16 protein-coding genes are annotated in these 12,466 nt (G+C 64.3%); 10 read left to right on the forward strand and 6 right to left on the reverse strand.

Annotated elements, in window-relative coordinates:
- The first annotated feature begins 17 nt into the window (after nucleotides 1–17).
- The 3 genes from ruvX to Q0X62_RS06780 all read left to right on the forward strand — a co-directional run bounded on the left by ruvX (nucleotide 18) and on the right by Q0X62_RS06780 (nucleotide 2,260).
- The gene (gene ruvX / locus Q0X62_RS06770) at nucleotides 18–473 is read left to right on the forward strand and encodes a Holliday junction resolvase RuvX (RefSeq protein ID WP_297733108.1); all 456 of its coding nucleotides are present in this window, start codon (nucleotides 18–20) and stop codon (nucleotides 471–473) included.
- Entirely contained in the window at nucleotides 470–1,384 is a 915-nt protein-coding gene (locus Q0X62_RS06775; RefSeq protein WP_297733110.1) for an AEC family transporter, read from the forward strand. The genes ruvX and Q0X62_RS06775 overlap by 4 nt, the downstream gene beginning before the upstream one ends.
- A gap of 231 nt (nucleotides 1,385–1,615) precedes the next feature.
- Nucleotides 1,616–2,260, forward strand: coding sequence for a hypothetical protein (locus tag Q0X62_RS06780; protein WP_297733114.1), 645 nt, complete (start codon nucleotides 1,616–1,618; stop codon nucleotides 2,258–2,260).
- On the opposite strand, the gene Q0X62_RS06785 is transcribed toward Q0X62_RS06780, so the two are convergent.
- Nucleotides 2,242–3,207, reverse strand: a complete 966-nt coding sequence (locus Q0X62_RS06785) for an MBL fold metallo-hydrolase (protein WP_297733117.1) — start codon at nucleotides 3,205–3,207, stop codon at nucleotides 2,242–2,244. The genes Q0X62_RS06780 and Q0X62_RS06785 overlap by 19 nt on opposite strands.
- Nucleotides 3,208–3,412: 205 nt before the next feature.
- On the opposite strand from Q0X62_RS06785, the gene Q0X62_RS06790 reads away from it, so the two are divergent.
- The 4 genes from Q0X62_RS06790 to dprA are packed head-to-tail and all read left to right on the forward strand — an operon-like array spanning nucleotide 3,413 to nucleotide 7,459.
- Entirely contained in the window at nucleotides 3,413–4,375 is a 963-nt protein-coding gene (locus Q0X62_RS06790; RefSeq protein WP_297733120.1) for an aspartate carbamoyltransferase catalytic subunit, read from the forward strand.
- A complete protein-coding gene (locus Q0X62_RS06795; RefSeq protein ID WP_297733123.1) occupies nucleotides 4,372–5,649 on the forward strand; it encodes a dihydroorotase family protein in 1,278 nt (425 codons plus the stop codon). Before Q0X62_RS06790 ends, Q0X62_RS06795 begins: the two co-directional genes overlap by 4 nt.
- Before the next feature lie 11 nt (nucleotides 5,650–5,660).
- Nucleotides 5,661–6,299 carry a glycerol-3-phosphate 1-O-acyltransferase PlsY gene (gene plsY, locus Q0X62_RS06800; protein ID WP_366946117.1) on the forward strand — a complete coding sequence of 213 codons (639 nt, stop codon included), beginning with the start codon at nucleotides 5,661–5,663 and terminating at the stop codon, nucleotides 6,297–6,299.
- Nucleotides 6,296–7,459 carry a DNA-processing protein DprA gene (gene dprA / locus Q0X62_RS06805; RefSeq protein ID WP_297733127.1) on the forward strand — a complete coding sequence of 388 codons (1,164 nt, stop codon included), beginning with the start codon at nucleotides 6,296–6,298 and terminating at the stop codon, nucleotides 7,457–7,459. Before plsY ends, dprA begins: the two co-directional genes overlap by 4 nt.
- On the opposite strand, the gene Q0X62_RS06810 is transcribed toward dprA, so the two are convergent.
- From Q0X62_RS06810 to Q0X62_RS06825, 4 genes are all read right to left on the reverse strand, one after another.
- Complete coding sequence (locus Q0X62_RS06810; protein ID WP_297733130.1) at nucleotides 7,438–7,596, reverse strand: hypothetical protein; 159 nt, start codon at nucleotides 7,594–7,596, stop codon at nucleotides 7,438–7,440. The genes dprA and Q0X62_RS06810 overlap by 22 nt on opposite strands.
- A 134-nt stretch (nucleotides 7,597–7,730) precedes the next feature.
- Nucleotides 7,731–8,207 (reverse strand): J domain-containing protein, encoded by a 477-nt coding sequence (locus Q0X62_RS06815; RefSeq protein ID WP_297733133.1) that lies wholly within the window; start codon nucleotides 8,205–8,207, stop codon nucleotides 7,731–7,733.
- Nucleotides 8,207–9,094 (reverse strand): division plane positioning ATPase MipZ, encoded by an 888-nt coding sequence (locus Q0X62_RS06820; protein WP_297733136.1) that lies wholly within the window; start codon nucleotides 9,092–9,094, stop codon nucleotides 8,207–8,209. The genes Q0X62_RS06815 and Q0X62_RS06820 overlap by 1 nt, the downstream gene beginning before the upstream one ends.
- Nucleotides 9,095–9,154: 60 nt before the next feature.
- Entirely contained in the window at nucleotides 9,155–9,775 is a 621-nt protein-coding gene (locus tag Q0X62_RS06825; RefSeq protein WP_297733139.1) for an SPOR domain-containing protein, read from the reverse strand.
- An 84-nt stretch (nucleotides 9,776–9,859) separates the two neighbouring features.
- Here Q0X62_RS06825 and panC point away from each other — a divergent pair, with 84 nt between their 5' ends.
- Genes panC through Q0X62_RS06840 form a run of 3 tightly spaced genes read left to right on the forward strand, consistent with a single transcriptional unit; the run spans nucleotide 9,860 to nucleotide 11,992 of the window.
- Nucleotides 9,860–10,726 (forward strand): pantoate--beta-alanine ligase, encoded by an 867-nt coding sequence (gene panC, locus Q0X62_RS06830; RefSeq protein ID WP_297733142.1) that lies wholly within the window; start codon nucleotides 9,860–9,862, stop codon nucleotides 10,724–10,726.
- 49 nt (nucleotides 10,727–10,775) lie between these two features.
- Nucleotides 10,776–11,549, forward strand: a complete 774-nt coding sequence (locus tag Q0X62_RS06835; RefSeq protein ID WP_297733146.1) for a glutaminyl-peptide cyclotransferase — start codon at nucleotides 10,776–10,778, stop codon at nucleotides 11,547–11,549.
- Nucleotides 11,550–11,563: 14 nt separating this feature from the next.
- Nucleotides 11,564–11,992, forward strand: a complete 429-nt coding sequence (locus tag Q0X62_RS06840; protein ID WP_297733149.1) for a hypothetical protein — start codon at nucleotides 11,564–11,566, stop codon at nucleotides 11,990–11,992.
- A gap of 9 nt (nucleotides 11,993–12,001) precedes the next feature.
- On the opposite strand, the gene Q0X62_RS06845 is transcribed toward Q0X62_RS06840, so the two are convergent.
- On the reverse strand, nucleotides 12,002–12,439 hold the full coding sequence (locus tag Q0X62_RS06845; protein ID WP_297733152.1) for a DUF1489 domain-containing protein: 438 nt from the start codon (nucleotides 12,437–12,439) through the stop codon (nucleotides 12,002–12,004).
- Nucleotides 12,440–12,466 lie beyond the last annotated feature (27 nt).

Consider the following 12,466-nt stretch of genomic DNA (forward strand, 5'->3'; position numbering starts at 1 on the left):
GAGCGCATCCCGCCATCATGCCGATTGTGACCCTGGAAGACCTGCCTGATGGCCCGTTGATCGCCCTTGATCCGGGAACAAAGACCATCGGGGTGGCGGCCTGCGGTGCGTCGCGCGGTCTCTCCACGCCGGTGGAAACCATCAAGCGGACCAAGTTTACGGTCGACGCGGAACGCATCTTTGCCCTGCTGGATGAACGCCAGGCCAGTGCCATCGTGATGGGGCTGCCCGTCAACATGGATGGCTCCGAAGGCCCCCGCGTCCAGTCGGCCCGCGCCATGGCCCGCAATCTGATGCGCCTGCGCGATTTGCCCATCGTCTTCCAGGACGAACGCCTCTCGACCTTCGAGGCCGAGGAAAAGCTGATCTCTGTCGGCGTGCGACGGGACAAGCGAAAGGACATCATCGACGCCCACGCCGCCGCCAACATATTGCAAAGCGCCCTCGACCGCCTGGAGATGCTGCGCCCATGAACCCGATCATTTCCGCCCTGGTGCCGGTCTTCGGCGTGATCTTTGTCGGCTGGTTGTTGCGCCGTTCCAACCTCCTGCCGGACGACAGCTGGGGCCCGATCTCGCGCCTCGCCTATCTCGGCCTGTCGCCGGCCCTTCTGTTCTCGTCGATCAGCCATGCCGACCTGTCGGACATCCAGCTGGGCTCCTTCATGGGTGCGGCGATGCTGGGCTTTCTCGGCATGGCGGCGATCACCCTGGCGATCAAGCCACTGCTGAAGATACCGGACCCGACCTATACCAGCCTCTTCCAGGCGACCTGTCGCTGGAATGGCCTTTTGATCCTCGCCCTGGGCATTGCCCTGTTTGGCGAGGAAGGCGAAATCCTGGTGGCGCTGATCATGGTTGCCTCCATCCCGCTGGTGAACATGGAATGCGTGGCGGCCCTGTCCATCTGGGGAGACGGCGCAGCGCCGAACTGGCGCTCCATCATCTATCGCATCCTGACCAATCCGCTCATCCTCGGCTCGGCGGCGGGCGGTATCGTCAATCTCGGCGGCATCCCCCTGCCCGGCATGCTGACCGACACGGTCGACCTGATCGGCCAGGCCGCCCTGCCGCTGATCCTGCTGGCTGTGGGCGCCGGTCTCAACTTCACCGCCATGAAGGCCCGCCCGCGGCTTTTGGGCCTATCCGTCTTCATCAAGCTGATGATCGGGCCACTGGTCTTCTACGGGATCGGCCGCCTGCTCGGCATTGAGGGCGTGCCCTTGACGATCCTCCTCCTGACCGGTGCCTCGCCGGGCGCCGCCTCGGCCTATGTCCTGGCCAAGCAGATGGGCGGCGACGCGCCCTATTCCGCCGGCGACATCACGGCGAGCGCGCTTTTCTGCTTCGTGACCATTCCGTTCTGGCTGTGGTTGCTGGGATAGTGGAGCCGTATGGACCGCGCGGCGGCACACACCCGCCCATTATTGTCTCGCCGTGACCAAGCCTCAGTCGGATTTCGAGACAGCCCTTATATCCTGGCGCAGCGCTGATGGTACTCGACTGATCCTGAGTGAGGACTTCTGTCTCACCAGCCAGGTCCAGCCCCGCCTGCATCCAAACGCCCCGCTTCCGGCATCCCAAGCGGTACGAACAACCGAGGGAGCCCGTTCGCCATGCCTGTTTCTGCCCACCGCCTCGCCTTGCTGACAGCAGGCCCGTGCTTCGCTGTCGCACTCATTGTCATGCAGCCGCAAATGACAGCCCTCGCCGGGCTTTCCGGTCCGGGCAGCTTTCTTGCCTCATTGGCCGCCGAGCCTGAGGCCTGGCTGAACGGTCATCTCATCCTGCTAGTGGCGGCCCTGCTCTACCTGCTCGCCGCACAGGGTATTGGACGCCTCATCGAACCGACGCGCCCGGTGACCGCCGCGCTGATCAGCCTCCCACTGGTACTGGGCGCCGCCCTTCTGTGCGGCAATTTCGCGCTTGATCTGGTCTATGGCGCGCTGGCGAGCGGTCTGCCCGCCGATGCCGCGCAAACCGCGCGGGCCGCCATGCTGGGCGCGGATGGCCTGCAGCTGATCTTCGCCACGGCCGGGCCGGGCCTGTTCCTGCTCGGCATGGCCCTGATCGCCGGGCTGGCCTTGATCACCGGCTGGCTGCCACGCCTTGCGGGCCTCGCCATCCTGGCCGGCTGGGCCTTCATCCTGGGCCTCAACGGCGCTTTCCCCTACGCCGAAGCGATTGGCCATGCGATCGTCGGTCTTGGCTTCATCCGCATCGGCCTGATGCCAGCCCCGGTTCAATCCGCCAGACAGTAACGCTCGCCCTCATCCGCCAGGTTGAACCCGGCCTCCATCACCACATCCCGCTCCGGCGCGTCGGGATAGCGAACTGGATTGGTGTGGTTGAAATGGATGAAGCGGACCTTGGCCCGCTCGCTGGCCGGCAGGTCCGCGAAGCGTTCCATGGAATGGGTGATGAAGGGATGCGGGAAGCCGGACATGTCGCGCCCCGGGATCTCGCCATTGGCGTAGAAGGTGGCGTCGATATAGGCGACATCGACGGTGGCGATGAGATCCTCGATCCGCATCGCCTCGCCATCGTCCCATGTTTCCCACTCTTCCCAGCTGTCGATATCGGGCAGGAAGATCGCCGAGCGGGTCGGCCCGGCGATATGGTAGCCGACGACCTCGGTATATTCCTGCCGGTGCGGCACTTCGAAGGCGGTCACGCGGACATCGCCCAGCTCGACCGGCTGGCCGGCCCAGATCTCTTCCAGCTCGATATTGTCGTAGCGGACCAGCTGGTCCCAGGGCCCGTTGGAAAAGAGGAAGGCCGACATGGAAGGCATGGCGTAGACCGGTACATCCTGCGCGCCCATGCTCTCATGGCCCAAGAACATCAGACCGGTATAATGGCCGATATGGCCATGGGTGAGGAAGATGCCGTCCAGCCCGGGGCGCGTATCAACCGGCATGGCCTGATCGAGCCGATAGAGTTGCTCGCGGATATCGGGCGTCGCCTCGAAAAGATAGCGGGCGCCCGCCTCCCGATCGAGCACCGTGATGGAGGTCGCCAGGCGACGCAGTGACGGGTCTTCCCAGGCTGGGTCCGCGCTATTGCCCAGCTGCGGCGCGCCGCCATCCTGGCCGACGCCAAGGACGATGATCTCGACGGGACAAGTCGCGGCTTCCAGCTCTGACTGGGCTGCTACAGGCGCTGCACCAAGGATCAGGGCGCCGAGCGCCAAGGTGTGAGTCTTCATGGAACAAACGAGACGCAAGCCCGGCGCGCAGGTCAAGCGCTAATCAGTCCCGACGACCGCGCTGCGCCGCATCGAGGCGAAGAGACAGGTCATCAGTTTTCAAACAGGCGTCGCGCTTGCCTTCCCCCTCCCTTGCTCCCGCCCTCAACACCCCCTATACCGCCGAACACTTTATCTGTGTGCCCTTGGCGACCCAGGAGACGGGATGAGCCGCGCGGAATTTTCCTACGACTTCCCCCACCGCCACCTTGTTTCGGTGGCCGACCTCAACCCCGTTGATATCCAGATCATTTTCGAGCGCGCCGCGCACCATCTGGCGGCCAACCGGACGCCGGACAAGCGCAGCGATGTCCTGCGGGGGCTGACCGTGCTCAACCTCTTCTTCGAGGCCTCGACACGGACCCAGGGCTCATTCGAAATGGCCGGCAAGCGGCTGGGCGCCGATGTGGTCAATTTCGCCATGGCAAACTCCTCGGCTTCCAAGGGCGAGAGCCTGTCCGATACGGCGCGCACCCTGGCCGCGATGAAGCCGGACATCATGGTCGTGCGCCATTCGGCGACTGGCGCACCGCAATTTCTTGCGGAGCGCACCGGTCTCTCCGTCGTCAATGCCGGCGATGGCATGCATGAACACCCGACCCAGGCCCTGCTGGACAGTTTCACCCTGTCGCAGCGTTGGGGCGAAGTGGGCGGACGGCGCATCCTGATTGTCGGCGATATCCTGCATTCGCGCGTCGCCCGCTCGAATATCGGCCTGCTGAACATTCTCGGTGCCGAGATCCGCCTGTGTGCCCCCCCCACCCTTTTGCCCTCCGATGTCGATCAATGGGGCTGTGATGTCTTCCACGATCTCGACGAGGCCCTGACGGGCTGCGACGCCGTCATGGCCCTCCGCCAGCAACGCGAACGCATGAGCGGTGGTTTCGTGCCATCCGAGCGCGAATTCTTTCACCTCTTCGGCCTGACCCATGAGCGGCTGGAAGCGGCCTCCCCGGACGTGCTGGTCATGCATCCCGGACCGATGAATCGCGGTGTCGAAATTCACACCAAGCTGGCTGATGACCCTGAGAAGAGTGTCATTCTCGACCAGGTCGAGAGCGGCGTGGCGGTGCGCATGGCGATCCTCGAACTGATCGGGGCCAATATCCGCAAGGAGGCCGTGGCATGAGCACGACCCGCGCCATCATCAATGCCCGTCTCGTCGATCCGGCCTCGGGACAGGACGGTCCCGGCGGGGTCCTCATCGAGGGTGGCATCATCGCCCAGATCGGAACCGAGCTGGACCTCGACGCCGCCGATGAGATCATCGACGCCAGGGGCTGCATTCTCGCACCGGCCCTGATCGATTTGCGCTGCGCCAAGGAGCCTGCCCTCACACCAGACGGGGAAACCGTCGATACGCTCTGCGCCGCCGCGATGAGTGGCGGTTTCGGCACCATCGTCCTGGCGCCGAATGCCCGCAGCCCGCTGGACAAGGCGGACGGTTTTGCCGGCATGTCGCGCGGCCTGGCCCAGCGCGGTGTCCGCATGCTGTCAGCCTGCGGCGCGACGCAAGGTCTGGCCGGTGAACAAATGGCCGAGATTGGCCTGATGGTCCGCGGCGGTGCGGTCTATGCCGGCTGCGGCGACCGACCCATCCGTGACACCCGCCTGATGCGCCGCCTCCTCAGCTATACGAGCCAGTTCGATGTCTGGCTGTCGTGCCGCCCCGCCGATAGCGACCTGTCCGCCGACGCGGTGGCGCTGGAAAGCGACTGGTCGGCCCGGGTCGGTATTCCCTCAGAACCGGCAGTGTCGGAACGCATCGCCATCGAGCGCGACGCGGCCCTGGCTGAACTCTCGGGCGGCAAGTTGATGATTGATCGCCTGTCGACCGCGGCGGGCCTCGACGCCCTGCGTCATGTGCGCGGCCGTGATCTCGAGATTGCCGCCACTGTGGCCATTGCCCATCTCACGCTCAACGAGGTCGATGCCGGCGGGCTGGACAGCGCCTTCCGGATGGATCCGCCCCTGCGCAGCGAAGCCGACCGGATGGCCTTGGTCGAGGCCGTCACATCCGGCGAGATTGACGCGGTCATCTCCGATCACCGCCCGACGCCCTTTGACGACAAGGGCGAGCCCTTTGCCCTGGCGATCGCCGGCACGCTCAGCCTGGAAACCCTGCTCGGCGCCATGCTCGGCCTCGTCCATGATGACGAGCTGAGCCTGCTGGACGCGCTGCGGGTCCTGACCAGCGGCCCCGCCGATCTGCTCGGCCTGCCCCAGGGGCGGGTTGCGGTCGGTGCGCCGGCGGATCTCATCCTCATTGATGGCGACAAGCCCTGGGTCTGTCAGCCCGACGGCTTTGCCTCGGCGCGCGGCAATTCAGCCTGGTCCGGGCGCCGCTTCCAGGGACGGGTCTTGCAAACCATCGTCGCCGGAGACACACTCTACAACCCTTAGGTGCAAACATGATGACCCATGTCCTGATCGCGCTCGCGGCCGTCGGCGGCTATCTTTTCGGTTCCATTCCCTTCGGACTGGTGCTGACGCGCATGGCCGGGCTCGGCGATATTCGAGCCATCGGATCGGGCAATATCGGCGCCACCAATGTCCTGCGCACCGGCCGCAAGGATCTCGCCGCTCTCACCCTCATTCTCGACGCCGGCAAGGCCGGTATTGCAGCTGCTGTTTTCGGTCTCGCCTTCGGGACGACGGAAGGCCTGGTCGCGGGCGGTTTTGCCTTTGCCGGACATTGCTTCCCGGTCTGGCTCGGATTCAAGGGTGGCAAGGGTGTCGCGACCTTTGTCGGCACCATGCTGGTCGTCTTCTGGCCGGTCGGCCTTACCGTGATCGGGACCTGGCTGATCATGGCCGCCATCTTCCGGATTTCCTCGCTTGCGGCGCTGGCCGCGGCGCTCGCCGCGCCCTTCGCTGCCTTCGCCTGGGGACGGCCGGATGTCGCCGTCATGGCCGGTATTCTCACCGCACTGATCTACTGGCTGCACCGCGCCAATATCCAGCGCCTGCTGAAGGGCGAGGAGCCGCGTATTGGCGGCAAGAAAGGCAAGGCTGACGCCGCCACCGACAATCCGGACACGCCCGAGACATGACGGATGCGGGGCCCGGCCACACCGAAAGGGTGATGTGGCTGCGCCTCGCGCGCACAAGAGGTCTGGGCGCCATCGGCTTTGGCCGCGCCATTGCGCGCTATGGCAATGCCGAGGCCGCGCTGGAGGACCTGCCACGCCGGGCACGTGAAGCCGGTCGGCGGTCGCTGGACATCCCGTCTGTCGACCGGATCGAGGGCGAGCTCGCCCAGATCGAGCGGGCCGGCGCGCGCCTGATTACCGGTCTGGATGACGAATTCCCGCCCCTGCTGGCCGCCATACCCGCTCCGCCGCCCGCCATTATTGTTCGCGGCGACACGACCCTGCTCACCCGGCCCGCCTGCGCCATGGTCGGCGCGCGCAATGCCTCTGCCGTCGGCTTGCGCTTTGCCCGGGAACTGGCCAGCGGGCTGGGGCGCGAGGGCGTTGTTGTCGTGTCCGGCCTGGCGCGCGGCATCGACGGCGCCGCCCATGCCGGCGCTATCGAGCGCGGCACAATCGCCGTGCTCGCAGGCGGGATCGACCACATCTATCCACCAGACCATGCCGAGCTCCATCACCGCATTGGCGAGACCGGTCTGCTGGTGTCTGAAATGCCCCTTGGGCGGACACCGACGGCCCGCGACTTTCCACGCCGCAACCGGCTCATCTCCGGCCTCGCCCTGGGCAGCCTTGTCGTGGAAGCCGCGCTACGCTCGGGCTCCCTGATCACCGCACGCTATGCCGGTGAACAGGGCCGCGAAGTGATGGCCGTACCCGGCTCCCCGCTTGACCCGCGGGCCCGCGGGTCCAACCAGCTCTTGCGAGATGGCGCCCATCTCATTGAAAGCGTGGAAGACGTTCTGGCCATCCTCGCAGCCGCGCGCCCACCGATGGCAGCCCGGCAAGCGCTGGAAGAAGGCTCGGCACCGAGCGAGCTCGACCTGTTTGCGGGCGAGGACGACGATGATAGCCCGGAACCCGTGGCGGACGCGTTCCGGCAAAAATCACCGCTGGACCAAATCAGAGGCTTGCTCTCCCCGGCGCCGGTATCGGGTGACGAGCTCGCGCGGGCAGCGAAGCTTCCCGTCGGCACCGTGCAGGCACTCCTGATGGAAATGGAAATGAGTGGCGAAATCGCCAGCCTGCCGGGCGGTCTGGTTCAGCGCCGACGCCAAAGCTGATTAAGGCGGACAGCTTCCATTTCGACATAATTGGCGGCGAGCTCGATCAAGCAGGCGCTTTGACCATAGCCGTGGTGGAACGCGTCTTCGGACAAGCGGCGCAGCTTGCTGGCCAGGTGATCGGCTGTACCATCCAAGGGCTGCACTCCCGGCAAGGGATTCCCGAACAGGTCATGGCCAGGCTTTATCCGGCGCGCCATTTCACCCTCCAACGTCAAGCCGACGGTAGAACAGGCAATCCCCAAATACAACCTTGAGTATAAACTCGACTTTACTCGCCCAAATCCGACAGTAGTCGGTCGCGCGCCTCCTGCACCTGGCGGGCGAGCGCGGGTGAGCCCTCACCTGTATCCGGATGTACTTTCTTCATGAGTCGACGGTGCGCCGCACGAATGGTGTTCGCATCGGCATTCTCATCCACACCGAGAATTTCGCGGGCCTCGGCCAGGCTCATGCCGCTCCGTGTCGGTGCCCCGCCGCGTCCTGCCTGATCACCACGATTGGAACCAGCCCGCTGGGCGCCGCCAGGGCGCAGCGCCTCCCCCAACATGCCGAGCCCGAATACACCGAGCGGCCCACCAAGAATGACCGCGCCCCGAAGACTGATCACGACACCGGCCAGCAAAGCTCCGCCGCCCAAAAGAATGCGCACCATTTTCGCGGCACGGGCCGTCTTTTGCCGCGCAAACCACCACGCCGCTCCCAAAAGGGCCAGCAGGGCAATCGAACCGAGCGCAAACGGGGCCATCAGAAAGGAATGGTTTCGCCCTGAAGACCGGGCAGTTTGAGGATGATCAGCAAATCGCGCAATTCCTGCCGGGCAGCGACATGGCTCATGGTGAAGGTCACAGTCGAGCCGCTTTCAGTGAGGTCAAGCAGAGTCAGCCCGACCGGAAAGAGTTCGCGATAAATAACGCGCTCGGCAAAGCCCGGGGCCAGACGGAAACCGATCCGCTGGGACAGCATTTTCAGCCCTTCACCGACGCGGCGCTTGTTGCGGGCATCCAGCATGGAGATGCGATTGCGCATGACGACCCAGTCGATCGAGCGCTTCTCCAGCTGGGCCTTGCGCTTGCGGCACTCCCACAGCATTTCCGAATAAACGCTCGGCTTGCCGACCTCGAAACTCTCCGGATCAATCTCTGCGAGCAGGTCGAAATCCACAAAGCTGTCATTGACCGGGGTGATCACCGTGTCGGCGCTGGAGTGCGCCAGGCGGGAATAGAGCGTATCGGCGCCAGGGGCGTCGATGACGATGAAGTCGCAGCTGGTTTTCAGGCGCGAGAGCGCCTCGGAGAAGCGCTCGGTCTCCTCCTCCTCGACCAGATCGAGATCGCGGTGCGCGCTCGGCGCGAGCACTTCCTCGGTCGGCCGCGGCAAAGACAGGCCATGTCGCTCGCACCAGCGCTGGCGATTGGCGAGATAGCGCCCGAAGCTGCGCTGGCGCAGATCAAGGTCAATCGCGCCGACGGATTTGCCCATGCGCAGAAGCGCGACCGCAAGATGCATGGCCACCGTCGATTTGCCGGCGCCACCCTTCTCATTGCCGACCACGATGATGTGCGCCGCACGGACACCCTCGCGGATGCGCCCAAGCGGTCTGGCAGGCAAACGGAAACCGGTCTGATTTGTCATCTTGCCCCAAATCTAGACCACGCTTGTGGCGCGCAAAATCCCCGCGCGCAGGCCATGATGCTATTGCCCCGTAGTCGAGGCCATATCCGCCATGCGCCGCCCGGAGAAGTCAACCACCGCACAGTAGGCACCGCTCGCCTGCAATCGCTGGCAGATCGCCCTCGCCTCGCCCGCCGTATCGAACGGACCCGCTTTCAGTCGCAGGAATTGGCCCTGGCCGACAATCTCTGCTTCGCTGAGACGTGCATTCAGCGAGCCGAGAATATCCGGGTGCAGGGCCTGCAATTCTGTCCAGCCGCGCCGAGCAGTCTCGACGCGCCGGTAGGAGGCCAGGTGGACAGCATGGTGCAGGCTGGGCGCATCGATCATGTCCGCTGGCGGTGGCAATTCGGCCCCCACCTCGTTCCCCGAAAGGGGAAGGTCCGGCGTTTCGCCCGGCGCGTTAAGAGCCATGATCGCATTCGCGAGCGCCTGCAATTCCGGCTGGACCCGTTCCAGCGCATCCGGGTCAAAGCGCGCCAAGTGTGCCAATTCCCGTGACATGGCATCGGCGAGCTGGGCATTGCGAGTCGGCGCGGCCGCAACCTCCGGCTCATCCGACATCGACGAGCGAGCCGGGTCTGCAGTAGAGGCGCAGCCCGCGAGGGCCAGAGCAGCGAGAAAAACTGTCAGTCGTTTCATGTCATTACCGTAGCCGGAATCGGATCGCTTGCCTGTATCATCGCTTATGATTATCCCCAAGCGACCCGTTTTGTGGACCCCTTCATGATCACGCAGCAAATTCCCCATGCCACCACAGTATCCGCCCTGCGCGCACGCGTGCGCAGTTGGCGTGATGATCGCCTCACCGTGGGCTTGGTCCCCACGATGGGCGCGCTGCATGACGGTCATTTGTCGCTGGTCCGCCTGGCCCGGGCCCAGTGTGACCGCGTTGTGACCAGCATTTTCGTCAATCCCAAGCAGTTTGCGCCGGGTGAGGACCTCGATGCCTATCCCCGCACCCTCATGGAAGACGCGGAAAAACTGACTGATGCCAAGTGTGACCTGATCTACCTGCCCACGCCCGACATCATGTATCCGACCGGCTTTTCCGCCACAGTCGCCCTCAAAGGACCAGCCTTGGGCCTGGAAAGCGATATTCGACCGCATTTCTTCGACGGTGTTGCCACCGTCGTGGCCAAGCTTTTCAATCAGGTCCGTCCGGACATGGCCTTCTTCGGCGAGAAGGATTATCAGCAATTGCTGGTGATCCGGCAATTGGTGAAGGATCTGGACTTCCCGATCGAGATCCTGGCCGGCGCCACCGGCCGCGACAAGGACGGTCTCGCCCTGTCCTCACGCAATGCCTATCTCAACGCCGATGAACGGGCCCGGGCCGGGCAACTCAATGTCATCCTCAAGGACCTCGCGACATCCCTACAAGGCGGAACGGATCGCAAGACCGCCGAGGCCACGGCGATCAAAGCCTGCCAGAACGCGTTCGACAGCGTCGACTATATCGAGGCGCGTTGCGCCAACACGCTGGCCGTACTGGGCGATGGGCCGATCGCCGCACCAACGCGCGTGCTCGCCGCGGTCAGGCTGGGTTCAACACGCCTGATCGATAACATGGCGGCCAATCCACCTTCGTGATGCCGGAATCCCGGCTAAGCTGCGCCAGAGATTCGTCCGGGAGACCTGCATGTTTGTTCGAAGCCTCGCTGCCCTCGCCCTGTGGATCAGCTTGCCGGTTGCGGCCTGCGCGCAGGCGCCGGACATCATTCGCCCGGAAGTCGTCGCGACCTATCCGCACGACACCAACGCCTTTACCCAGGGCCTGTTCATTCATGATGGACAGCTTTTCGAAAGCACCGGACAGGTCGGGCAATCCAGCCTGCGGCGGGTGGCTCTGGAGACCGGCCGTGTCGAGCAGAGCGTCGCCATTGCTCCACCGATTTTCGGCGAAGGCTCGGCCCGTATCGGCGATGAAATCTTCATGCTCAGCTGGGTCTCGGAACGCGGTTTCGTCTTCGATGCGGAGACGTTTGAGCAGGTCGACAGCTTCACCTATCCCGGCGAGGGTTGGGGCCTGACCTATGATGGCAATCATCTCATCCTGTCTGACGGCACCCCGGAGCTGCGCTTCCTCGACCCGGAAACGATGACGCTGTCGCATTCCATCAATGTCACGCTCAATGGGCGCGCGGTGCGACGCCTGAACGAGCTGGAATGGGTCGACGGCATGATCTGGGCGAATATCTGGGAGACGCGGTCCATTGTCCGGATTGATCCAGAGACAGGTATTGTTGATGCCATGATCGATCTCAGCGCCCTTGTCCCACCATCCGTGGCCGGGCGCCGGGACGCGGTTGCCAACGGGATTGCCTGGAATGCGGCGACGGGACAGATCTACGTGACCGGGAAGCTCTGGCCGATTCTGTATGAGATTCGCCTGCCGGACAGCGACCCAGATTAAGGCGCTCGACCTGCATGGAAATCCTGTACGCCAGAATTTCAGCCAATCGTCCCTTATATTGGCTTGCGCTTGGGCTGACAGCCTTGCTCGTTGTCTATATGGGCGTCTGGCTCAATGCCGTCATAATTGTGCTCGCCACTGACCGGCCAAGCGGATTTTTCGGCATCAATTTGCGCGAAGTCCTGCGCCACACGACGCGGTTGGACCTGGCGTTATTCTTCGGCGTAGCCACCACTTTCTTCGCAACCCTCATCCTGCTCGGTTGGCGGCGCGCCGCGAGCGCTGTAACGCTCGGTGCAGGCATTTTGCTGCACTTGGCGCTGTGGTTCCGGCTGACCATGAACCCGATCTATGATGCGTCCGTTGGAATGCTCGTCATCGCCTTTGAGGTCATCATTCTGTTGATGATCCTGCGGCTCCGCCAGATCGCGGCGTCGCACTAGCGCTTTCCTTCACCAGGCACCCAACTCCAGCAGTTTGGCCCGCAGCTCGCCGGGCAGCTCCTCCCCGCCCTCGCCGCTCCCGCCCAGATCGCGCGGGGCGTCCTCCGGCTTGAGATAGCGCCAGCCCTGGAAAGGACGGCGCGGCGCAGCCGATGTGCGGATGATGTCCGGTGACATGATGATGGCACAACGCTTGATACCGTCACCGCCGGTCACCGGTTCCAGAGCGATGATTTCGGACCGGCACTGGATCGCGCCCGACATGACCCAATACAGGGATCCGCCGGCTTCGACCTCATCCTTGCGGGTCGGGAACATGCGCGTGACATGCATCGCCACTTCCGGCTCGCCCGCCGCCCGGCGCGCTGCCATTTCGCGGTCGCGATGGGCTTCGAGCTCCTCAACCGAGGAAACGCCGACACAGAGTTTGACGATGTGAACAACCATGGTTCGGAGTTAGGCCGACTCAGGCCG

The sequence above is a fragment of the uncultured Maricaulis sp. genome, from assembly GCF_947259345.1.
GTDB lineage: Bacteria > Pseudomonadota > Alphaproteobacteria > Caulobacterales > Maricaulaceae > Maricaulis.

Coding starts and splice junctions, on each gene's coding strand:
- Q0X62_RS06785 (WP_297733117.1), bottom strand. CDS start 3,207: ATGAAGACTCACACCTTGGCGCTCGGCGCCCTGATCCTTGGTGCAGCG.
- Q0X62_RS06780 (WP_297733114.1), top strand. CDS start 1,616: ATGCCTGTTTCTGCCCACCGCCTCGCCTTGCTGACAGCAGGCCCGTGC.
- dprA (WP_297733127.1), top strand. CDS start 6,296: ATGACGGATGCGGGGCCCGGCCACACCGAAAGGGTGATGTGGCTGCGC.
- panC (WP_297733142.1), top strand. CDS start 9,860: ATGATCACGCAGCAAATTCCCCATGCCACCACAGTATCCGCCCTGCGC.
- Q0X62_RS06820 (WP_297733136.1), bottom strand. CDS start 9,094: ATGACAAATCAGACCGGTTTCCGTTTGCCTGCCAGACCGCTTGGGCGC.
- Q0X62_RS06790 (WP_297733120.1), top strand. CDS start 3,413: ATGAGCCGCGCGGAATTTTCCTACGACTTCCCCCACCGCCACCTTGTT.
- ruvX (WP_297733108.1), top strand. CDS start 18: ATGCCGATTGTGACCCTGGAAGACCTGCCTGATGGCCCGTTGATCGCC.
- Q0X62_RS06795 (WP_297733123.1), top strand. CDS start 4,372: ATGAGCACGACCCGCGCCATCATCAATGCCCGTCTCGTCGATCCGGCC.
- Q0X62_RS06825 (WP_297733139.1), bottom strand. CDS start 9,775: ATGAAACGACTGACAGTTTTTCTCGCTGCTCTGGCCCTCGCGGGCTGC.
- plsY (WP_366946117.1), top strand. CDS start 5,661: ATGACCCATGTCCTGATCGCGCTCGCGGCCGTCGGCGGCTATCTTTTC.
- Q0X62_RS06845 (WP_297733152.1), bottom strand. CDS start 12,439: ATGGTTGTTCACATCGTCAAACTCTGTGTCGGCGTTTCCTCGGTTGAG.
- Q0X62_RS06840 (WP_297733149.1), top strand. CDS start 11,564: ATGGAAATCCTGTACGCCAGAATTTCAGCCAATCGTCCCTTATATTGG.
- Q0X62_RS06835 (WP_297733146.1), top strand. CDS start 10,776: ATGTTTGTTCGAAGCCTCGCTGCCCTCGCCCTGTGGATCAGCTTGCCG.
- Q0X62_RS06775 (WP_297733110.1), top strand. CDS start 470: ATGAACCCGATCATTTCCGCCCTGGTGCCGGTCTTCGGCGTGATCTTT.
- Q0X62_RS06815 (WP_297733133.1), bottom strand. CDS start 8,207: ATGGCCCCGTTTGCGCTCGGTTCGATTGCCCTGCTGGCCCTTTTGGGA.